18 protein-coding genes and 1 tRNA gene are annotated in these 22,382 nt (G+C 57.6%); all 19 read left to right on the top strand.

The annotated features are described in order from the left end of the window. Positions 1-34 precede the first annotated feature (34 nt). The 19 genes from H582_RS0117615 to H582_RS0117700 all read left to right on the top strand — a co-directional run bounded on the left by H582_RS0117615 (position 35) and on the right by H582_RS0117700 (position 22,364). Positions 35-1,759, top strand: coding sequence for an S-layer homology domain-containing protein (locus tag H582_RS0117615; protein ID WP_127464337.1), 1,725 nt, complete (start codon positions 35-37; stop codon positions 1,757-1,759). A 130-nt stretch (positions 1,760-1,889) separates the two neighbouring features. Further along, positions 1,890-1,976: transfer RNA gene (locus H582_RS0117620), tRNA-Leu, on the top strand. A gap of 154 nt (positions 1,977-2,130) precedes the next feature. Further along, a complete protein-coding gene (locus H582_RS0117625) occupies positions 2,131-2,862 on the top strand; it encodes a 6-phosphogluconolactonase (RefSeq protein ID WP_043111529.1) in 732 nt (243 codons plus the stop codon). 67 nt (positions 2,863-2,929) lie between these two features. Beyond that, positions 2,930-3,994, top strand: coding sequence for a carbohydrate kinase family protein (locus H582_RS0117630; protein WP_127464336.1), 1,065 nt, complete (start codon positions 2,930-2,932; stop codon positions 3,992-3,994). A 42-nt stretch (positions 3,995-4,036) separates the two neighbouring features. Beyond that, positions 4,037-5,122 carry a Gfo/Idh/MocA family protein gene (locus H582_RS0117635; protein WP_043111530.1) on the top strand — a complete coding sequence of 362 codons (1,086 nt, stop codon included), beginning with the start codon at positions 4,037-4,039 and terminating at the stop codon, positions 5,120-5,122. A 108-nt stretch (positions 5,123-5,230) separates the two neighbouring features. Further along, positions 5,231-6,394: an ROK family transcriptional regulator gene (locus H582_RS0117640; RefSeq protein ID WP_028599574.1), complete on the top strand. Its 1,164-nt coding sequence runs from the start codon at positions 5,231-5,233 to the stop codon at positions 6,392-6,394. A gap of 40 nt (positions 6,395-6,434) precedes the next feature. Further along, complete coding sequence (locus H582_RS0117645) at positions 6,435-7,268, top strand: sugar phosphate isomerase/epimerase family protein (protein WP_028599575.1); 834 nt, start codon at positions 6,435-6,437, stop codon at positions 7,266-7,268. Then, a complete protein-coding gene (locus H582_RS0117650) occupies positions 7,265-8,317 on the top strand; it encodes a Gfo/Idh/MocA family protein (protein ID WP_028599576.1) in 1,053 nt (350 codons plus the stop codon). The genes H582_RS0117645 and H582_RS0117650 overlap by 4 nt, the downstream gene beginning before the upstream one ends. 278 nt (positions 8,318-8,595) lie before the next feature. Continuing rightward, positions 8,596-9,930 (top strand): extracellular solute-binding protein, encoded by a 1,335-nt coding sequence (locus H582_RS0117655; protein WP_164820101.1) that lies wholly within the window; start codon positions 8,596-8,598, stop codon positions 9,928-9,930. A 291-nt stretch (positions 9,931-10,221) separates the two neighbouring features. Continuing rightward, positions 10,222-11,331 carry an extracellular solute-binding protein gene (locus H582_RS28280; protein WP_127464335.1) on the top strand — a complete coding sequence of 370 codons (1,110 nt, stop codon included), beginning with the start codon at positions 10,222-10,224 and terminating at the stop codon, positions 11,329-11,331. Between the two features lie 123 nt (positions 11,332-11,454). Beyond that, complete coding sequence (locus tag H582_RS32070; RefSeq protein ID WP_127464334.1) at positions 11,455-11,688, top strand: hypothetical protein; 234 nt, start codon at positions 11,455-11,457, stop codon at positions 11,686-11,688. 67 nt (positions 11,689-11,755) lie between these two features. Beyond that, positions 11,756-12,703 carry a carbohydrate ABC transporter permease gene (locus H582_RS0117665; protein ID WP_052333392.1) on the top strand — a complete coding sequence of 316 codons (948 nt, stop codon included), beginning with the start codon at positions 11,756-11,758 and terminating at the stop codon, positions 12,701-12,703. 12 nt (positions 12,704-12,715) lie between these two features. Next, positions 12,716-13,552 carry a carbohydrate ABC transporter permease gene (locus H582_RS0117670; protein ID WP_028599579.1) on the top strand — a complete coding sequence of 279 codons (837 nt, stop codon included), beginning with the start codon at positions 12,716-12,718 and terminating at the stop codon, positions 13,550-13,552. Positions 13,553-13,571: 19 nt separating this feature from the next. Then, on the top strand, positions 13,572-15,608 hold the full coding sequence (locus H582_RS0117675) for a hypothetical protein (RefSeq protein ID WP_028599580.1): 2,037 nt from the start codon (positions 13,572-13,574) through the stop codon (positions 15,606-15,608). 100 nt (positions 15,609-15,708) lie between these two features. Then, positions 15,709-16,692 (top strand): Gfo/Idh/MocA family protein, encoded by a 984-nt coding sequence (locus tag H582_RS0117680; protein WP_028599581.1) that lies wholly within the window; start codon positions 15,709-15,711, stop codon positions 16,690-16,692. A 12-nt stretch (positions 16,693-16,704) separates the two neighbouring features. Next, positions 16,705-19,359 carry a hypothetical protein gene (locus tag H582_RS0117685; RefSeq protein ID WP_127464333.1) on the top strand — a complete coding sequence of 885 codons (2,655 nt, stop codon included), beginning with the start codon at positions 16,705-16,707 and terminating at the stop codon, positions 19,357-19,359. Between the two features lie 70 nt (positions 19,360-19,429). Further along, positions 19,430-20,431: a Gfo/Idh/MocA family protein gene (locus H582_RS0117690; protein WP_084137404.1), complete on the top strand. Its 1,002-nt coding sequence runs from the start codon at positions 19,430-19,432 to the stop codon at positions 20,429-20,431. 45 nt (positions 20,432-20,476) lie between these two features. Then, positions 20,477-21,415 (top strand): carbon-nitrogen hydrolase family protein, encoded by a 939-nt coding sequence (locus tag H582_RS28285; protein WP_052333393.1) that lies wholly within the window; start codon positions 20,477-20,479, stop codon positions 21,413-21,415. A 22-nt stretch (positions 21,416-21,437) separates the two neighbouring features. After that, entirely contained in the window at positions 21,438-22,364 is a 927-nt protein-coding gene (locus H582_RS0117700) for a Gfo/Idh/MocA family protein (RefSeq protein ID WP_028599584.1), read from the top strand. Positions 22,365-22,382: the final 18 nt, after the last annotated feature.

The following is a 22,382-nucleotide window of genomic DNA, read 5'->3' on the forward strand; positions in this document are numbered from 1 at the left end:
CCGGAGCGAATCGGAAGAGAGGAAGTCGAAATCATTGAGAACAAATCTATGGACATGGAGTCTGTCTCTCCTGCTGATCTTCATGCTGCTGCCGGTCTCGCCGGCAGCAGCAAGCGATGAGCCTGCGTTTTATGTGGGCGCGTCGAAGTCGAGCGTGGCGGTCGGAGACCAGGTAGAGGTCGAGATCGGAGTGCGAGGCGCCCAAGCGTGGACGGCCTTCGAGCTGAATCTGTCGTTCGACGCCGCCCTGTGGAGCGTCAGCGCGTCTTCGTTCACGACTGGCCTGAGCGGGTTCAGCGCGGTCGTCAACCCGGAGCTGCTGGACGAAGGCCAGCTGCGTGCCGTCTATACGAAGCTGGGACATGCGGCGGGCGACAGCGGCGACCTCATGCTCGGCAAGGTGAAGTTCACCGCTAAAGCGGCGGGCAGCGGAGCCTTCTCGCTGAATGCCATCAAGGTCGGCCAAGACGGCGACCGGTGGACCGACTATGCGCCGGGCGTGCGGACGAGCACGCAGATCGTCAGCGGCGGAGGCGGCGACAGCGGCCCGGCTCCCGTCATTCCGGACGCCGGGAACGATCCGGTCATCAGCGGCTCGGGCATCAGCGTCAAGGCAGCGCCGAATGCAGCGGGAACCGCTCGTGTCGAGCTGGATGCGGCCCGTCTGCAAAGCGCGATCGGCAAGCTGGAGGGACATGCCTTGACGATCAAGCTCGTCTCCGATCCGGCGACGAAGCAGGTCGAGCTCGTCCTGCCTTTCGGACCGATCCGCAGCGCCATGGCGTCGAATGTGGAACGCCTGACGATTGATAACGGCCTGGCGGTCGTCTCGCTGGATCGGAGCTGGTTCGCGAAGCAGAATGCGGCGGACGGCGCGAAGCTGCAGCTGTCGGTCGGCCGGAAGGCGGCGTCCGAGCTGCCTGCGGCCGCAAGCGGGAACGTGCCGGCGGACGCGACGATCTATGACTTCGGCTTGACGCTGGATGGCCGGCCGGTCGGCGCCTTCGATGCCCGCGAAGTGACGGTGACGGTTCCGTACACGCTCCGCGCTGGCGAGCAGCCGGAGCAGGCCGTCATCTACTACATCGCCGATAACGGCGAGCTCGAGGTCGTCAAAAACGCCAAATACGACCCGGCCACAGGCATGATTTCGTTCAGCCCCCGGCATTTCAGCCTTTATTTCCCTGGCTATGCCGACCTCACCTTCCGCGACTTGAACGAGGCAGGATGGGCCAAGCCGTATATCAAGGCGCTGGCGGCCCGCGAAGCGGTAACCGGCGTCGGCGGCGAAGCCTTCGATCCGAACGGACGGCTGACCCGGGCGCAGTTCATTACGATGCTCGTCCGGCTGTTCGACCTGACGGACCCGGCGGCGGCCGCCACGTTCTCCGATGCGAAAAAAGGCGCCTGGTATTATGAGGCCATCGCATCCGCTCAGAAGGCGGGCATCGTTGAAGGGAAGAAGGACGGCACGATCGGGATCGGCGATCCGATCAGCCGGCAGGATATGGCTGTCATGCTGTACCGCGCTTCCCGCTACATGAAGCTGGATGTGCTCGCGCCGGCGAATGCCGCCGCCCCTTCATTCGCGGACCAAGACAAGATTGCCGGTTATGCGAAGGAAGCGGCAGCTGCCGTGGAGCAGGCGGGCTTGATGAACGGAATGGGCGGAGGCGTCTTCGACCCGCTCGGATTGTCGAGCCGGGCGCAAGCCGCAGCCGTGCTCTATCGGCTGTTCGAAATCAAGGAATGGAAGTAAGAGCGGCGTAAGGCGAGCTCGGAGCAAAGCAGAAGGACCGGCCGTGGAGCCGGTCCTTCTTTTTTGTAAAAATCATAAAAGAGCTTGACCGTGAACTTTAAATCATGGTATATTATTTTTCGTTGGTTATGCGGTCATGGCGGAATTGGCAGACGCGCTGGCTTCAGGTGCCAGTGGTAGCAATACCGTGGAGGTTCGAGTCCTCTTGACCGCACCACCCCAGAAATGTACAAGCTCCCGAACCCGTCCTAGTGACGGTTCGGGAGCTTTTTTTTCGTTTGGCCTACCGATAGGGGTTGACGGGGCCGTAGAGGCAACCTATTATAATTAATAAAGTTAGTTAATTAAATCATGGACCCGAGGTGGTGACTATGCAGACGATCATCGAATCCGATTATGAAGCTCTTTCGGAGAGAGCAAGCGAATGGATTGCGAAGTGCGTGTCAGACAAGCCGGACGCGGTATTATGTCTGGCAGCCGGAGCTACGCCGGTAGGCGCTTTTCGGAAGCTGGTCTCGATGGCCAGAGAAGGAAAGGTCGACTTGTCGAAATGCCGTTTTGTCGGACTGGATGAGTGGGCCGGACTTGGCCGCGAGGACGAAGGCAGTTGTAAGCGATTACTTTATGAAGAGATTTTTGAGCCGCTGCAAATTCCCGAAGACCAGCTCTATATGTTCGATGCTTGCTCGGAGGATCTGGCCGGACAATGCCAAGCCATGAACCGGCGGATCGAAACGCTCGGCGGCATTGATTTCATGCTCGTAGGAGCGGGAATGAATGGGCATATTGGCTTCAACGAGCCGGGGACTTCGTTCGATACGTATGCTCATGTGGCGAATTTGGATGAGGTGACCCAACAGGTCGGCCAGAAATATTTCACCAAGCCGATGAGGCTTCGGACCGGCGTCACGTTGGGGTTGAGGCATCTCGCCGAGTCGAAGAGCGTGGTCCTCATGGTCAGCGGCTCCCACAAAGCCGACATCGTCGAGCGCATCGTTAACGAGGAGATCAGTGAGCAGCTGCCGGCGAGCCTCGTTCGGAAGCATCCGAACGGCTGCTTGCTGCTGGACAGCGAGGCGGCCGTCAAGGCAAGGAAGGACTGAAGGAAGCTTGCAGCCAATAGCCGAACAAATCGCGATCAAGTATAAGAAGGCAGAGCAGTTCGGGGTCATGCTCGGATTTGACGGTTTCATCGACAGCGTCGTTCGCGCGGTACGGCGGCGTGACGAGGAGGATCAAGCCCGCTATTTCGAGACCATGAGCGAGTTCGGGCAATATCTAGTGGACAAGAGCGGCAAAAACTGCTCGATCGAGCTGGTAGAGCAAACGAACAAGCTCGGCGGCAACATGCCGATCATGGCTCTCGCCTTGGGGAGGCTCGGCTTCCGGCTTACGAGCATCGGGGCGCTGGGCAGTCAAGGGATCAAGCCGCAATTTTCGGAGCTGACCGGAACGGTCCATGAAGCGATTTCCGTGACGGATCCAGGCTTCTCGACGGCGATAGAATTCCGGGACGGGAAGGTCATGCTGGCCGATGTCAGCTGCCTGGATTCCATGGACTGGGACAGATTGGTCCAATGCGTCGGGAAGGAGCGGCTCCTCTCCTGGTTCGACAGCAATCCGCTGATCTGCTTGTTGAATTGGAGCGAGACGAAGCATGCCTCTCAGATTTGGGAGGGCTTTCTGAATGAGATTATCCCGAACGCCCGGAACGCCTCGGAGAAGACGATCTTCATCGACTTGTCCGATTGCTCTAAAAAAAGCGAGGCCGATCTTCGCCGAGCCTTCTCGCTCCTGAAGGCATTCAAGCGTCATTGCAACGTTGTGCTCGGCATGAACGAGAACGAATTGGCGACAGCAGGCCGCAAGCTGCTTGACCAGGACGAGCAGGACATGGCGCATGCGGCGCGGCAGCTTTACGAATACGCGGGAGTCGATCAGCTTGTCGTGCATGTAAAGGACGGGGCGTTCGCCTGGAGCGGCGACGAATTGTTTCAAGCAGACAGCTATGCCATTGAGGAGCCGGTCATCCTCACAGGCAGCGGCGACCATTTCAACGCCGGCTACTGCTCGGGGCAGCTGCTCGGACTCGGCGTCAAAGAGAGCCTGCAGACCGGCAACGCCGTAGCCAGCTACTATGTAAAGCATGGCACAAGTCCGACGCCCGCCCAGCTGGTTCAACATCTGGCCGGCTTCCATGACGATGATCAGCCAAGCGAGAAACAACCCGGCTAGCTTGCGGGAGCCGGTCTAATTCCACGAAGGAGGCCATGGAGGATGAAAAAAGTAAAGGTGGCTATTTTCGGAGCCGGGTTCATCTCGGATTACCATGCAGAGTGCTATCGTCGTTTCGTCCCGGAATCGGAAGTCGTCGCCGTCTATGCGAGAGATCTGGATAAAGCCAAGCAATTCGCAGCCAAGCATCATATTCCGCAGGCTTATTCAGACATCGGCCAGCTGCTCGCGGAATCGGGCTGCGACGTCGTCGACATTTGCCTCCCAAACTTTCTCCACCATAGGGTCTGCATCGCCGCCGCCAATGCCGGCAAGCATGTCATCATAGAGAAGCCGCTCTGCGTCACGCTTGAAGAAGCGGACGATATGATCGCGACCTGCAAGGCGCAGAACGTCAAGCTCATGTATGCCGAGGAATTGTGCTTTGCCCCGAAGTATGAACGCGTTCGCGAGCTCGTTCAGGATGGCGCGATAGGCGAAATTTATATGCTGAAGCAGACCGAGAAGCATTCCGGTCCTCACAGCCCTTGGTTCTATGACATGGATCTGTCCGGCGGCGGCGTGGTGATGGACATGGGCTGCCATGCCATCCAATGGTTCCGCTGGATGCTCGGCGGGAACCCGGGCGTGAAGAGCGTAAAGGCACATATGCAGACCGTGCTGCACAACGAGATTACGAAAGGCGAGGACAACGCCGTTCTCCTCATCGAATTCGAGGGAGGCGTGCTCGGCGTTGCGGAAGACAGCTGGGCGAAGCATGGCGGCATGGACGACAAGATCGAGGTTCATGGTACAAAAGGCGTCAGCTACGCGGATATGGTCATGGGCAACTCCGCCTTGACCTACAGCGTGGACGGGTACGATTATGCGGCGGAGAAGGCGGGAACGACAAAGGGCTGGACGTTTACGATCTACGAGGAAGCGTTCAACTACGGCTATCCGCAAGAGCTCAAGCACTTCATTGAATGCATCGCCTATGACAAGACGCCTTTGGTAACCGGAGAAGACGGAAGGGCTGTCCTGGAAATCATCTATGCCGCCTACGAATCTGCCCGAACGGGGAACAAGGTGGAGCTTCCGTTTCGTCCCCAAGTAAAGAAACCGATCGATCTCTGGCACGGCGTTTAGCGGCAGGACTGGAAGGGGAAACCGATAGCCCCGTGTCATTGACGGGGCGCGGTCGTCCCTCTATATTTGGTTAATAAGCTTTCTTAACTAATGAGAAGAGGGACATTCATGGCGAGCTTCATTCAAACCCATCTGAAAGATATGAACCGCAAGACGGTATTCGACTTATTGTCTTCGGTAGACAGCATCTCCAGAGCCGAGATCAGCAGGCGAACGGGAATCAGTTCTCCTACGGTCATCAAGATCGTCAGTTATTTTCAGGAGAAGGGCCTGGTCATCGAATTAGGCGAGGGAAGCATCTCCACGGCAGGAAGGAAGCCTCAGCTGATCCGCTTCAATCCGGATGCCGCATGGTCGATCGGAGTCGTGTATGAAGGCGATTATCTGGATGTCGGATTCGTCGATTTGAACGGGAATATCAAGCATCGGAAAAGGTTCAAGGCAGTCGCCAACCTGGACGAGATGCTCGAGCTTCGGCTGCCGGTCATCCTGCGGGCTTTCATGGAGGAGTTCGGGGAAGCCCGGCCGAGCATTCTCGGCGTCGGCATCGGCATCCCCGGAGTCGTGGATCCGGACACGGCTCAGATCGAGTTCGCCGCTCCTATCGTCGGCGTCAAAGAAAGAAGAGACTGCAGAAGCCTCATCGATCGGCTGAGCGAGCAAATCGGACTGCCCGTCTCCATCGACAATGATGTCAAATCAGCCGCATGGGGCGAGTACATCACGCGAAGCGGAGAAGCGCTGCAAGATCTGCTGTATGTCTCGCTCGGCTCAGGCATTGGCGCGGGCATTATCCTGGACGGCCAAATCCGTCGCGGCAAGCATAGCCTGGCCGGCGAGATCGCCTTCACCTCCTTCGATCCAGCCTTCCGAATGTCCAAGACGGAGGTGGGCTGGATCGAAGGAAGGCTCGGCATTCATCCGTTGATCGGCAAGTGGAGCTTCCTGGAGAACATCCTGAACGACGGACAAGCGGGGGGCTATCCGACGACGCATCGCGGTCCTTTCGAGGAGATGATCCGTTACATCGCTTCGCATTTGGCGCTCTGCATCTCCAACCTGGTCGCCGCTCTTGACATTACGGACGTGGTGCTGGGCGGCGTGACCGTTGAGGCGCTTGGAGAGGCATTATTGGATGAAGTGAAAGAATACCTGAAGCGGCTGTGCGTCATCGACGTCCGATGTGACCTGCAGCTGAGCAGGGATCCCGGCGTAGTCGGCGTTGCGGCGATTGCCACCAATCATCGGCTGATGGAGTGGCTGGAAGGCTGAGTCAGCCGCACGAAGCTTAGGAAGCGAGGAGAGGTACGGGATGGAATGGGCGTTCATGACGGCGAACTACGTGGCGAAGGAAGTCGGCTACAAGGATGTGACGGACTGGTTCAAGGATTGGGGACGATGCACGGAAGCGACGATTCGGAGCTTCCACGGCAGTCAATTCGAGCTGAAGTTCGAGTCGCTGATCAGCGGCATCAAAGAAAATGGATTCGATGCGATCGAGCTATGGGTGGGGCATCTGCACCCGGAGACGGCGACGGACGAGATGGTGCGCAAGGCGCGCGAGCTGCTGGATAAGTACGAGCTCTCCGTCGTGTCCTATACCGCTTCGTTCTCATCGCCGAACATGACGCTTGAGGAGGGAGCCCGTCGATTCGAGATCGCCCGCGCGATCGGCGCTCCGCTGCTCGCGAGCAGCTTCAACGTCTCGAATGCGGAGCTGATTGTCGAGCTGTCGCAGCGATACGGAATTTTCTTTGGACTGGAAAATCATCCGGAGCGCAATGCGCAGGAGATCATCGAGAAGATTTCCCCTTATTCGCCCTGGATCGGGGCTGCGCTGGATACGGGATGGTTCGGCACGAACGGCTGCGATGTCAGCGCTGCCGTCGGCGAGCTTGCGCCGTATTTGAAGCATGTTCACCTGAAGGACGTTCTCGCGGCAGGCGCGCATGACTCGTGCGGGCTGGGCGAAGGCGTCGTCGACATCAAGGGGACGCTTCGCGAGCTGCATGCGATCGGCTACCAAGGGGCGCTGACGTTGGAGCACGAGCCCTATGACCACGATCCGATGCCGGCCATGGTTCGAAGCCTGCAGCTCGTCAAACAGCAGTGGAACGAGCTTTTAGCTCAGGAGGAAAAGCGATGAGCCTTCGCATCGGAATCATCGGAGCCGGCGCCATCGGCCAGATCCATGCCGCGACGTTCAAGCAGCTCGACAACGCCGTCGTCGCGGGCATGGCCGACGCCCATCTGCCGCTCGCGCAAAAGGCTGCCGCCGAGCTCGGCATCGAACGCGTCTTCGATTCCGCAGATCAGATGATCGCGAGCGAGGAGATCGACGCCGTTGTCCTGGGCGTCCCCAACAAATGGCATGCCGATCTGGCGATCCAGGCGCTTCAAGCCGGCAAGCATGTGCTGCTCGAGAAGCCGATGGGCATCAATGCAGAGGCGGCCGCTCGCATCCAAGAGGCGCATCTCAAGTCCGGCAAAACGCTCATGATTGCCCATCAGCTCAGGTGGGTGTGGCCGGCGAGGCAGCTCAAAAAGCTGATTGAGGAAGGCAAGCTGGGCACGATCTATTATGTCAAGGCGAATTGGCTGCGCCGTAAAAATATCCCCGGCTGGGGCTCGTGGTTTACGCGGATGGAGCATTCCGGCGGAGGGCCTCTCATTGACGTCGGCATCCATTTGCTTGATCTGGCGCTGTATCTGATGGGCAACCCGACGCCGGCCAGCGTATCGGGCTCGACTTATGCGAGCTTCGGACCTCGCAAGCTCGGCATCGGCAATTGGGGAACCCACGACTGGAACGGCTATTTTGACGTGGAGGATCTCGCGACGGCGTTCGTGAAGATGGAGGATGGCGCGACGCTGCTGTTCGACGTAAGCTGGGCCAGCCACAACGGCAACGAGGACGGCATGCTGCTGCAGCTTATGGGAACCGAGGGCGGGGCGACGATCAAGCTGAATTCCGGCGTGCTGCATGCGGAGCTGTTCGATCGAAAGGTCGACATCGAGATGACGCCGGATGAGAAAGCCGACGAGCGGCTGCTGTTAAGCCGGCACTTTGTCGAATGCGTCCTCGAAGGGAAGGAGCCTCTGCCCTCAGCCGCAACCGGATACCTCAACAATCGGATCATCGACGCCATCTATGAGTCCTCCAAATCAGGACGTGAAGTTCGAATGGGAAGTTAAGAGCATGGCCGAAGCCGGCAAAAAGTCGGGCGCTATCGCCTGAGCTTAAAGCCATCGCGGCGCAGGGAGATCCTCCCTTGCGGCCCGATGGCTTGTTTGCATTTCCGAAAAGTCAGAAGTTATACAGCAGATCGCTTTACTTTGAAGGTTCAATCGTTTAGATTTAAGAAAAATGCTATTCATGCAACGAACATGCGTCTCGAAAGGTGGCGGCTCATATTCAAATGGGGAATCAACCTAAATCAGGTCGTACTAAATTCCGGTCTCGATTGAAATTCATGATTGATCAGCTGCGGGACCGGATCTTGGACGGCACTTATAAACCGGGCGAGTTTCTTCCTTCGGAGTCCGAGCTGGTCCAGCTGTACGGATTGAGCAACAAATCCATCCGGAAAGGGCTTGACGAGCTGGTAGCGGAAGGCCTGATCGTCAAAGTGAATCGGGTCGGAAGCAAAGTGACGGAAAAAGGCCATGAATCGACGGTCGTTACGCTAGGCGTCAGTTCTTCGATCGAGAAGGACATCCTCCTTTCGAAATTGCTGGACGACTTCAACGAGCTGTACCCTCATATACGCGTCAAGATCATGACGATCACGATCACCAACTACACGAGCCAGATCGAGAGCTATTTGGAAAACGAGGTCATTGACGTCTTCACGCAGAACAGCCTTCATTTCCAGGAGCTGAAAGAAAGCGGAGCGCTGAGCATGCTCGAGCCGTTGAAAGCGGAAAAGGAGATTTATCCGTTTCTGAACGACGTGTTCAGCCATCAATCGCTGCAGTATGCCGTCCCTATCGTCTTTTCCCCTATCGTACTCGCGTACAACCGGACTCACTTCAGCGAAGCGCAAGTCCCCGAACCGGATGGGAGCTGGACATGGGAGGATGCGCTGAAGCATGCCGAGACGCTGTCCAGAGGGGCGGACGGGAGGCTGGGGCTATACTTCATCATGGTGTCCTCCTTGCGCTGGCCGGTGTTTCTCATGCAGAGCGGGGAAGAGATCGGGCCGGACCCGAGCGGCGGATTCAGACTTCAAGGCAGCAAGCTGCTCGAGAGCATTCGGTTGTGCAAGCGCATCATCAAGGCGCAGGACAACTACCTTGGCTTCCTGATCGAGGACAATAAGGATGTCATGGACCTGTTTCGTCAGGGCAAAGTATCGATGATGCTGGCCAGCTACATGGCTTTGAACGAGCTGAAGGACTCGTCCATCGACTTCGACTTGTCGCCGGCTCCGTTCATTGAAGCGCCCGCTACGATGCTCCACACGATCGGGGTGTCCATGCGCAAGACCGATCATGTGGCTGCCCGTCTGCTCGTCGATTATTTGGCTTCCTCGAGAGCCCAGGGCATGATCCGCAAGTGGACGAACAGCATACCGGCGGTCAGATCGCTGAATGAAATCCGTCTGGAAGAGCGGGATTCGATCAACCGGCCGTCGCGCTATCCGCTCTTCCGTGAGATCATGGCGACGTACAGCTCGCGCAGCCGCCTGAATCTATCGGCGGAAGCGTTCGACCAGCTCGGCCGGCTGTTGAAAAGGTATTGGTCGGATCTCATCACCGAGGAAGAGCTGTGCGCCAAGGTGGAGGAACTGCTTGTCAACGGGTAGGGAGGGAGGATTCCCTCCCTTTTTGCTGTACTATTTTTCTATAAACTCACTTTTTTATCCAATCTGCTGTATATGATGAGAAATTTAGTTTGACAACCGGGCGATACCTGCTTAAAATTGGCTTAAGTAAAGTAAATCAAATATACAGCAGATTGGGCGGGGTTCAATCGGTTCCAATCGGATGGAGCCCATGCGGGAGGTGAGCCGCTCGTCGATTGCGTGTAAGAACAAGCATTTATACGAAGGCTAATTCAGCAAAACCATGACTTCTAACTTCCAAGGAGGGTCTACATGAAAAAGGTTTTGAAAGCGACTTCAGTATCACTTGCATCGCTCGTTGTTCTTACTTCACTTACCGCTTGCAGCAGCAATTCCTCGAACAATGCCGCCAATTCTCCCGCACCGGTCAATGCCTCGGCCGGCGAGACGGACGCGGGCGCCCAGGTCTATTCGGAGAACGGGCTGCCGAAGGACGAAAAAGTAACGCTGAAGGTCGGTTTTTTTGAAGGCGGAATGGGCCGCGAATGGTTCGACTACGCTCTCGAATCCTTCAAGCAGAAATTCCCCAACGTCTCGTTCGACGTCACGTACTCCCCTACGATCTCGCAGGTCACGCAAACGAAAATCGCGGCGAATGACGACAAGGACATGTTCGATCTGTTCTCGGGAAGCATACCGGGAGGCATCGCGAGCTACGTCGAAGCGGGCAAGCTTGAATCGCAGGAAGACCTGTGGGACCGAAAAGCGTATGACGGAAGCGGTAAGACGCTGAAAGAGGTTTCCTTCGAAGGCAGCTTTGAGTCGTCTCCGCGCACGAAGGGAAATACGTACGCCTTCCCGATCTCGGCAAGCGGATCCGGTCTGATGTACAACAAATCTTTGTTCGAGCAAAACGGCTGGAACGAGAACCCGAAAACGTGGAGCGAGTTTTTGAAGCTTTGCGAGGATATTAAAGCGGCCGGCTTATATCCGATTACGTTCCCCGGCGTGTATCCGGATTATATCACCAACGCGTTCGGCCCGCCCAAGGTATACGAGCTGGCGGAGGAGAACGGCACGCTGGATAAGGTGTATGAGGATTACCACAAGTTCAATCAGCCTTACTTCCTCGCTGCCGAAAACGTCGAGCGCTGGAACCGGATCTATGATATGGGCAAGAAGGGCTACTTCCCGAGCGGCCTTGCCGCATTGAATCATACGCAATCTCAAATGCAGGTCGTACAAGGCAAAGCGGCGATGGTGGCGACGGGCACCTGGGTCGAGAACGAAATGAAGCAGTCGACGCCGGAAGGCTTCAAATGGGGCTACATGACGGTTCCAATGGCCGAGAAGCCTGACAATACGAAATGGATTACGTTCACACCGGGCTCGGGCTTCCTGATCTGGGCGGCCAAGCCTTAGCTGAACAAGAACTGGTCCAAGGAATTCATCGTCTGGCTGTGGAACCTGGACAATCAACTGCAGATCGCGGAAAAGGGCGGCATGATTCCTCTGAGAGCGGACTTTGCCGACGACGCGTCCCGCTTGGAGAAGCTCCAGAGCTTGCCTAGCGCATTCCTGGCTTATATGAAGGACAATAAAGTAAAAATGGATTCGGGCTCCGCAGACGTTACGTTGACGGACCCCGCATTCGAGCAGGCGAACAAGGTCATGTCCGAATCGATTACACAGATCGCGACCGGAAAACAGGATCCGCAGCCGAAGCTTCAGGAAGCGGAAAACTACCTCAAGAAAGCGATCGACGCACAGGGCAAGTAAATCCGCCAAGGAGGGGGGAGGCCCCCTCCTTTCTTATCGGCTGACCTCAAGAAAGGAGCGCTGAACCTTGGCTACACTTCGAACAGATCGCGACCTGACTAGACCGAAGCGAAGCAGCCTGCTGCAAAGGGCGAATGTTCAAAAGTGGATCTTCCTCACCTTTGCCATCGTGCCGACCTTTGGCGGTTACCTGCTGTTTGCGCTTTATCCCAATCTACTGTCGATCTACTACTCGCTGCTGGATTGGAACGGCATTACGGAGCCGAAGTTCATTTATTTTGAAAACTACGTCCGCCTTTTCAACGATCGTTATGTATGGCGAGCGCTCGGCCACAATTTATTCTATATGGCCACCGTGCCGGTTTGCGTCATTTTGATTTCCTTGGTGCTTTCCTACCTTCTGACCAACAAAGGCTACAAGGGCACGTCGTTTTACAAGGTGCTCTTTTTCTTCCCCAACGTCTTGTCTACCGTAGTCGTCTCCTTGCTGTGGGCGTTCATCTACGATGGCAGCTTCGGCCTGCTGAACGCGCTGCTGAAGGTGTTCGGCATCGACATGGACGGCTTTTATTGGCTCGGGGACACCCGGACGGCCATGTATGCGGTGCTGCCTCCGTACGTATGGGCGGGCGTCGGATTGTACATCGTCATTTTCATGAATGCCATGACTACGATTCCCAAGAGTTTATACGAAGCCGCCATTTTGGAGGGGGCGGGGCATATGACGCGGCTGTTCCGCATTACGATCCCGCTCATTACGCCTTTGATCCGGGTGAGCGCCATCTTCCTCGTGCTCGGCACGCTGAAGAGCCTCGATCTGATCCTCATCCTCACGCGCGGCGGTCCGGCAGGCTCTACCGACGTCATCGGCCTCTATATGTTCAACATGGCCTTCGGGGAGCAAGTCCAGAACTACGGCTACGCTTCGGCGATCGGGATGTTCTTGTTCGTCATTCTTGTCGGAGCCAAGCTGCTGGTCGACAAGCTTTTGCCAGACCGCGGTTACGAATATTAAAGGTGGTGAACCATGAAGGAGCGGCGCAGTTATATCGACCTGATTTGGTGGCTTGTACTCATCGCCTGGTCGTTAACCATTCTTTTTCCGATCGTATGGGTTCTCTATGAATCGCTGAAGACGAATCCGGAGTTTTTCCAAAATGTGTGGACGTTGCCGGATCATCCCCAATGGATGAACTACAAGAAGGCTTGGCTCAACTACAATCTCCTGACCGCGATGCTCAATACGCTGTATTACGTCGGGGCGAGCCTCGTGATCGGCACGTTCCTGACCGCTCTGAACGCCTACGCGCTCACCCGCATTGAATTTAAAGGCAGGAAATTCATCTGGGGCATGATCATGCTCTCGCTGTTCCTGCCGGGCATCAATGCGCTGATCCCGCAGTATATCCTCATGCGCGATCTGCATCTGACCAACAGCCTTACCGGCCTCATTCTGCTGAACTGCCTGGGGGAAAGCGTCTTTTTCCTCATGCTGCTGGGCGGGTTCATGCGGTCGCTGCCGCGCGAGCTGGAGGAGAGCGGGACGATCGACGGCGCGTCGATATTTAAAATGTTCATCCGCATCATCGTGCCGCTCTCCATGCCGGGGATCGTCACGGTAGCGATCTTCAAATTCATCGGCCTGTACAATTCCTTCCTGGAGCCTTTCATTTATTTAAGCGACTCGAGCAAATATACGATCGGCGTCAATATTTACCATGCCAACATGCTGATGCAGTACACCAACGATTGGGTGACATTGTTCGCCGGCGTCATCATCACGATGATTCCTTCCGTATTGGTCTTTATGTTTTTCCAAAGATGGATTATGGAAGGGGCTACGCTCGGCTCCGTAAAGGGGTAAGCGGTCAGGAGGAATCCCGATGGTCGAAAATCAAGCAGAGCAGCGTTCCAATAGCGGAAACGGACAGGGCTTCCGCGAACGAACGCAACGGTTCATGGCGAGGGCGGTCGATGCCGCCGGACAATGGTATGACCGCGAAGGCGAATGGCTGGCCGACACCACGCCGCCCCACACAAGGGAACGGTACTGGCTGGCCGGCGCCATGTACGCAGCGGGAGAAGCCGAATGGGCGGATGCCATCGTCGCAAAAGGCGAGACGGAAAAGTACGGGGCGATCCGGTTTAACATTTTCAATACCAATATAGCCGCCAGCCTGTTAGTCGCTCATCGCGACAAAATGTCGGCAGCCGTCCGGCAAGAGCTCGAGCGTCTCGTGCGAGACGGGTTTTCGTTCAAGCCGGGCAACCGGCAGCCGGACTTTCAATTCCACGGCTACAACGACAACATGCCTGCCAAGGCGACGGCAGGGCTGATTCTCGGCGGGGAAATGCTCGGCTGCGAGGAAGCGGTCGACTATGGACTTTGGAATCTAAGGCAATTCAGGGCGATGCTGGTCCGGAACGGCATCAACAGCGAGTTCAACTCGCCGACGTATTCGGGCTTGACGATCCGCGCCATGGGGGAGATCGCCGCTCAGGCGCAAAACGAGGAAGCGCGCCTTCTGGCGTCCGGGATCGAGCAGCGCCTTTGGATCGATCTGGCCGCCCGGTTCCACCCGGAAATGGGCGTGCTCGCGGGACCGTATTCGCGCGCCTACACCGTGGACACGGCCGCGCATGCCAGCTGCATCTCCAGCCTGCTTTGGTTCTGTCTGGGCGACCGGGTCCACCCGTCTCCGATGCTGCTGTTCGACAAGCCCGACGACCTTGTCCTTCACCATATGGGAGACGTTCCGTTCAATGTCGCGCAATTCTGCTGGTTCGCCGGCGGACACTACGATATCCCCGACACGGCCTTGCGGCTGTTCGACGCCAAGCCGTTTCCGTTCCGAGCGGTCGCCTCCTGCGAATTGGGAGCCGGCGAAGGCACGGACTTCCTGGCAAGAACAAGCCGGATCGAAACGGTGCTGCACCGCGACTTCGCGCTCGGAACGTCCAGCGCGCCGTTCGGCAGCATGGATCAGAACAACAGCTACTTCGTCACCTACAAGCGGCAGGATCAGGTTGAGTCCTATCGGGATATCGGAACGATCTTCACGAAGCTGGCGGTCAACGGCGACGTGCCGGGAACGAAAGTCCGGGCAAGAGACGGCGATCGGGAATATGCCAATGTCGGAGAAGCCGACATCCTCTCCTCCTGGGCCAACACGTTTACGATCCAGTCCGGATCTACGGCTTTGGTGCTCACGCATCCGCATCCGTCTTTCGACGAGGCGGCGGCCCGCAAGCCGTTGTCGGCCATCCGCGAGCAGATCATCTTGTCGACGCACGGAGGAGACGTAGAGGAGCTGATCGTCGGAGGCATTCCGCGGAAGGACTGGTCCGGAGAGGTGCAGCACGGAGAATGGATCGTCTGCCGCACCGGGAAGCTGCTGTCGGCCTTCCGTCCCATGGTCTACACGCCAAGCCAGAGGCCGGTTTCGATCCGCCTGGAATCAAAGGGGAACTATAATTTCATCTGCTCCAGCCTGTATGAAGGGGAGGAGCGAAGCTTTGCCCGAGACGAGCTTCGATTCCTTTTCGGCGGATTCGTAGCCGAGCATGCGAGCGTTTCGGAGTACGCCTCTCTGGCCGAGTTCGCGGAGGAGTTTGAATCCGCTCAGTTTACCGACTATTACTGGACTACGCGCCGGGTGCGGTACAGACGCCCTGCCGGCAAAGCCAGGCCGCCGCTTGAGCTTGAAACCTCCTGGAGTCCGGGAGCGATGGCGACGCGGTATGCGACGATCAACGGCGCTCGAATCGAGCAGCCGATAGCGGCCATTGACGGCGTGACAAGCGAGGAGCTGCCATTTTTGAATGAACCCTTCGCCTCGATTCCGTCCTTTTTCCCTTGGGAGGATCTGACGGTCGCATGGGGAGAATGGCCTTCCGCGATCGGCGATCGCGAGGAGTGAGGGCGAGCTCGGCCATGGCCGATGTCCATGTCCTTAAGGCCGATGACCCTGCATTCGCTGCTCGCAACGGGAATCGCGACGTCATATTTGGAGGTGAACGATGTTCAAGGCGGCCATAATCGGAGCTGGAGCCATCAGCTCCTTGCATCTGCAGGCTCTGGCGGAAATGAACGAGATCGAGGCGGTTGCGATCGCCGACATCGACGAGGAGCGGGCCCGCAAGGCATCCGCTCAGCATCCTGTTCGAGCGTATGCCGATTATCGGCGCATGGTCGAGATCGAGCGGCCGGATATCGTGGTCATTACGCTGCCGCATCATTTGCATAAAGAGTGCGCGATCTGGTGCGCGCGCAGCGGCTGCCATATTTTGCTGGAAAAACCGATGGCCATCGACGTCGAGGCATGCGATGAAATCATAAAGACGGTAGGCGAAAGCCGGATCAAGCTCATGGTCGGCCACACCCAGCATTATTTTGCCGAAAATCGGATCGCCAAGGAAATCATTCAAAGCGGTCGGCTCGGCAAGCTGGTCATGATCAACGATGTGCGGCATGTCGATTATTATTCCCCGAACCGGCCGGCCTGGTTTTTCGAGAGCGCAAAATCGGGCGGCGGAATTGCGATGAACCTTGGATCGCATTCCATCGATAAAATTCAATGGCTGACGGACAGCAGAATCGTGCAGGTCAAAGCCTCGGTCAGCCATTACGGCGCCAAGGGAGACATTGAAGGCAGCGTGACGGCATGGGTCCAAACGGACCGAGGCGTGCCGTGTACGATCAGCCAAAGCGGATACGGCGGCGTGAACAGGGACGAAACGGAATTTGTGTTTACGGAAGGCATGCTGAAGCTGAGCACCGGAGCTGGGCTTTGGATCGGCCAATCCGGCGAATATCGGTCGGTAGAGGCGTCGCAGGAAGCCCCTCCGTTCGTCCTGCAATACCGCGACTTGCTCAGCAGCATCCGCACGGACGTCAATCCCGAATGCTCCGGAGAATACAGCCGCAGCGTCGTTGCTGCGGTGCAAGCGATCTATGCCTCGCATCGCAGCGGGCAGGAAGTAGTTGTCTTACATCAGCGGTAAGGGGGACTCAGCGTGCTTAACCGCGACTTGATCGCATATTTGCAGCCGTCGCCGAACCGGTTCAACGGGACGGAATGGCGCGACGTGACCGGCCGGATCACGGATATCGAAGCGGACGCCGATCGGCTCGTCCTAACAGTGTCATTGCCGCCGGGCCTCTATCGCTGCCGGCTGCAGACGCTGGACGGCGCCTTTGACATGAATACGGCGATGATTCCGATGGTGCGGGTGCCGGATGGGGCGCTTGAGCCCGTCGGGCCTTGGGATTTCGATCATCTGAGCGGCGTCATGGCCATGCCGATGGCCAGAACGTATGTGAACGGCAGACTGCTGGGCGGAATGTGGTTTGACATGCCCGGGCCGGAGGATATCGAAGCGAGCCGGCTGAATGCCGATTTTGGCTTCGAAGCCGACGCCGACGAAACCGAATTGAGGCTGGAGTTCGTCGAACGCGATCGCAGCCGGATCGACTGGCAGCGGATCAAGTTCATCGAAATCAAAACCGACGACCGCAAGCTGCACGAGCTGGCGCCGATAGGCAAAGGGCATCCGCGAGTCTATCTGAACGCGGATGAGGCGGAGCCGCTGCGCCGCCGGTTGGCCGGAGATCCCGCCTTCCAGGCGATCGTCGAGCGCATCAAAAGCGGCCCGCCGGGCAGCGTCGAGTTCGATCTCGTCTGCCTGGCGTACCTGGTGACGAGGGATCGGGAGATCGGCGCGTCCGTAAAATCGAAAGTCGATGAATTATGCCGGCTGGCGACCTGGTCGGGGAAAGCGGACCCGCTCGTCATGGGCGGAGAGAACGATCGCGGCATCGCCCTGAAGCTGTATGCGATCGGGCTTGCCTGGGATTGGTGCTCCGATTTGTTCGATGCGGCCGAGCAGACGCGCATGAAGGAAAAGGTCGGAACGTACATCCGGAAATTGTATGACTTTACCGTTCTGCAGCGGGCGTATATGGGCTGCCCGACGCCGGAGCCTCATTCGCTCGGCACATGGAACGGAACGGCGATCGCCTGCATGGCGTTTTATGACGATCTCGAGGCGGCACGCAAAGCCCTTCCGTTTTTTCACGGGCTGTTTGCCGAAAGCCTTCGCTTGTTCCCGCAGGACGGCAAAAACGTATGGGTCACCTACTTCCCCTTTCATCTGATTCGTTATCTGGCGGCGGCGCATACGTTTGGCGGACAGCGTCCCGAGCTGGACGAGAGTCCTTTTCTGGACCGGCTCGGCCACGCGATGCTGGCGTGCTTCAACGCGCCGAACAGCCAGGAATTGCAGCGGGGACTGCGTACGCGGGAGCATCGCTACCTGACGGCTTTTTTGACCCGGTTCCATCCGACGCCGGGCATCGATTCCATCTATCGAACCTTCGTGGATCAAGAGCGAAAAACGGCGGGAGACGTCGAGCTTGGATTATTCGACTTCTTGTTCGCTCCGCAGGGGCAAGGCGCGGCTGCGCCGTATCCGGAGCGGCCCTTCTTTGCGAAGGATATCGGCATGATTACGTTTGCGTCCGGCGGACGGATCGCCGGGGCGTTCACCGCCGGGCTTAAAGCGGGCCGCTCCGTCAGCTTCAACATCCAGACGCATAACCGCGAGTTCCCGCCGGCCATGGGCGGCATTCAGCTCAGCGCGGACGGTTCTCCCGTTTTGATCGACATCGGAACCTACGGCATAGACAGCTCCCTCTGCAATTCCATGTGCTTTGACGACGGGGGCTGCTACACGCAAGGGCAATACTTGAACGGAAATGTCGGACCGGAAAAAAGCTCGTATATTCGCCGCTGCCTGATCGGCGAACGATTCATCTACGCGCATGCCGTCATCACGAACGAGCTTCATCCCCGGCATGAGGTGAAGCAAGCCGAGCGGATCATCGTCGTGGATCAGCGCACCGGCGCCATCGTCCTGTCCGATTCGTTCGAGGGCCGCCGCCCCCTCCATTTCGCGACGCATTTGCATTGCTCGGGCGCCGCAACGGATCTCGGAGCGGGCCAGTATCGGCTTACAGGCGGCCAGGCCAACCTCATCGCAGGCATCAAGGATGGCGACAAAGGCTTGAGCGACGAAGAAAAGGGCGAAGTGTTCGTCAGCATTTTGGATGGACCGGACGACCGGCAAGTCAACATCGAGGAGCCGGCATGGCATCCGACCTATATCTACGGCTTGAACGGCAACGCCGGCGAGCAGGATATCAAGCACGGGCGCTTTCCGCGATACAAGCGCTGGCGTCTTGCCTATCCGTCGCAGGTCAAGCAAGGAGCGTTCCTCTTTGCCGTCACCGCGACCGCCGGTGAGGTCTCGATGCAGGAAGGCGTCATTTCATTTGAAGGCGGGGCAGAGCTGCAGTTCGGGAAGAAAGCGACGTCCATCCGGCTGCAAGGCTGCGAGATCGACGCCGAAGCGGTCCTATCGGACCCGGCGCATCGGCGATTGACGGCGCTCGGCTTGCGAGAGCTGCGAATGGGAGAACGCGCGGCTGTCTTCAGCTCGCCGGTGGATATCGAGCTGGAGCTCGTCGACAATGGGCTGCGGGGGACGATTTTTGCTTCAGCGAGCCATTGCCTGGAGTCGGCTGCAGGAATGGAAGCGAGCGAGTGGGAGCGCGATCCGTTGAACGCCCGCAGCCATCATTCCTGGCAGGCCCTCCTTCGGAGCGTCTGATCCTATCCGAGGATCAGACGGTCGGACAACTGCGGAATCATACATGCTCTGAAAATGGGAGAGATAAACGGTGCGAACTTTTAGAGCCGGACTCATCGGCTGCGGACAAAACGGGAGGATTCATACCGAATGCATCCGCCAGCTGGACGGTATGGATATGGTTGCATTTTGCGATGTGCATGTGGGCAACGCTCAGAAGTTGCTGGAGGAGTTCGGCGGGGACTATGCGACCGACGATGCGGAAAGGCTGTACGCCGACGAGACGATCGACGCGATTTATATCTCCACCATGCACAATACGCACGCCGATTATTGCATCCGGGCGTTGGAAGCGGGCAAGCATGTGATGGTGGAAAAACCGCTCGCCATGAATGTGGAAGACTGCTTGCGCATCGACGAAGCCGTCAAACGAAGCGGCAAAAAGGTGATGACGGCGTTCAAGATGCGCTATTACGATATGCTGTTGAAAGCGAAGGAACTGATTCCGGAGCCGCTGCTGGTCAGCATGCAGATGATGGACGACAAGTGGCCGGCAGGCATATGGGCCAACGATCCGACGTTCGGGGGCGGCAATGTGCTGTCGCAAGGCTGCCACTCGGCCGACATCATGAGGTTCATGGTCGGCAAGGACCCGATCGATGTCTACGCGGCCGGGGCGAATTATTACCAGCAAAATGCCCAAGTGGACAATATAGCCGCCATTTTCCGCTTCGACGACAATGTCGTCGGCAATTTGATTCAGGGCGATTGCAAATGTCCGCCCTTCACCAGCAAGTTTTTCATGCAGCTGTTCGCCGAGAACAAGACCGTTACGCTGTCCGATCGCTTGACGACGTTGATCTACAGCGAAGAAGGCAAGGAAACGATCTTGTATCGCGGCAAGGAAACCGGCATTCTCGAAGAGAATAAAGCGTTCATCGAAAGTTTGAGACAGAATGCGGAGCCGCCGATCAACCATATGGACGGCCTGTACGCGACGTTGATGATGCTGCAGGCGATAAAATCCGTGAAGAGCGGCAAGCCCGAGCCGATACGGTCTCTCATTCAAAGAGATCAACCCGTCCTGAGCTGATCGGATCTTCCGCATGCCGTCCGGGCGCGAAGGGAGCCTTGAGCCATGAGCAATTACGTCAAAATCAGCACGATCGGCAATCGTGAGTTCAACGTAGAGGAGCAGCTGGCGACGGAGGAAATGGTCGATCGCATGATGAAGCACCTGCAACAGAAGCTGAGCCAGGTGCTTCCCGATCAGCCTGATCTAATCGTTTTGCCTGAATTTTGCGACATTCCGTCCAATGTTTTCTTGTCGCCGGCCAAAACGCATGAATACTGCCGCGTTCGCGGAGATAAAATTCAGCGTCTCTTCTCCGAAATGGCGAGCGAGAACGGCTGCTATATCGCGTATCCGACCTTGAGGCTGCAGGAGGATCGGACCTGGCGAAACTCAATCGTCGTGCTGGATCGAAACGGCGAACCGATCGGCGAGTATGCGAAAAACCATCTGACGTTGGGAGAAATCGAGGATTATGGCGTCGTTTGCGGCACCGAGGCGCCGATCATCGCATGCGATTTCGGATGGGTCGCATGCGCGATTTGTTTTGATTTGAACTTTGACCGGCTGCGATTGCAATACGTCCAGTCAAAGCCCGATTTGATCCTTTTTTCCTCTCTGTATCATGGCGGAATCATGCAGCCTTACTGGGCTTATTCCTGCCGATCGCATTTTGTCGGCGCCATCGGAGGCGGCCTGCCAAGCGCGGTGCTGTCCCCGGTCGGCGAGGTGCTGGCATCCAGCACCAGCTATTTCGACTTCGCGACGACATCCGTCAATCTGGATTGCGCGGTCGTGCATCTCGATTACAATATGGAGCGTTTGCGGCAGCTCAAATCCAAATACGGATCAAAAGTGGCCATCGCGGATCCCGGGCATTTGGGCTCCGTTCTGATCTCCTGCGAGACGGATGAATGCACGATAGAAGACATCATCCAGGAATTCCAAATCGAACGCTTGGACGATTATTTGGAGCGGGTATCCGCAGGTCGGCGCGCCGAGTAGCGCAGAAAAGGGGCGTTGCGTCATGAAAGCCTTGCGAATCGGACTGGTGGATCCCGATACGTCTCACCCCGAAAGCTTCATCCCCATCCTGCGATCCCTCGGTCACGAGGTCGTCGGCGTATGCGACCATGGAGAGGTGAATCCAGCCGGCTATGCAGAAACATTCGCGTCCGATCACGGCATCGAGCGGGTCTATGCGTCCGTGGAGGAAATGGCCGAACAAGTCGATATGGCCTTTATTCATAGCTGCAACTGGGATGTTCATGTCGCGAGGGCGCTGCCTTTTGTCCACGCCCGCAAAGCTGTTTTTATCGACAAGCCGCTAGCGGGCAATGTCCGCGACCTGCTGCAAATCAAAGAATGGGCAAGCCGGGGGGCGGTCGTCACGGGCGGCTCCGCTTTGCGTTATGCGCCAGAAGTGCAGGCATTGAGGCGGCAAGCCGCGGCTCCGCATTCGTTCATCTACGCTCTTTCCGGCTGTGCCAACGACGAGTATTACTATGGCATTCATGCCTTTACGCTGCTGCACGGGCTTCTGGGGCCGGGCATTCGCAGCGTGCGCCATCTGGGGCATTCGGGACAGGATCAATATGAGCTGTCCTGGTCGGACGGGCGCCGGGGGATCGTCAGCGTAGGCGCGACGGAGAGCAGCCATCCGTTCTACGCCACGATGATTACGCAGTCCGGAGTGGAATTCATCACGGCTGACAGCAGCCGACTGTATCGGTCCTTGCTCGAGGCCGTCATGCCGTATTTTAGCGGCGAGGCCCCGGCGCCGGTCCAGCTCGAGGCCGTGATCGAGACCGAGCTGGCCGCGATCGCGGCCCGATTGTCCAAGGAGCGAGGCGGACAACCGGTGGAGCTGCCGAGCCTGACGCCGGATGCGAGCGGCTACGACGGCGCCGCATTCGCGCGAGCTTATCGCGAGCAGAAGCGGTTCTCTCTCTGACCAAGCCGCAGCCGTCAA

This window comes from Paenibacillus pasadenensis DSM 19293, from assembly GCF_000422485.1.
Lineage (GTDB): Bacteria > Bacillota > Bacilli > Paenibacillales > Paenibacillaceae > Paenibacillus_O > Paenibacillus_O pasadenensis.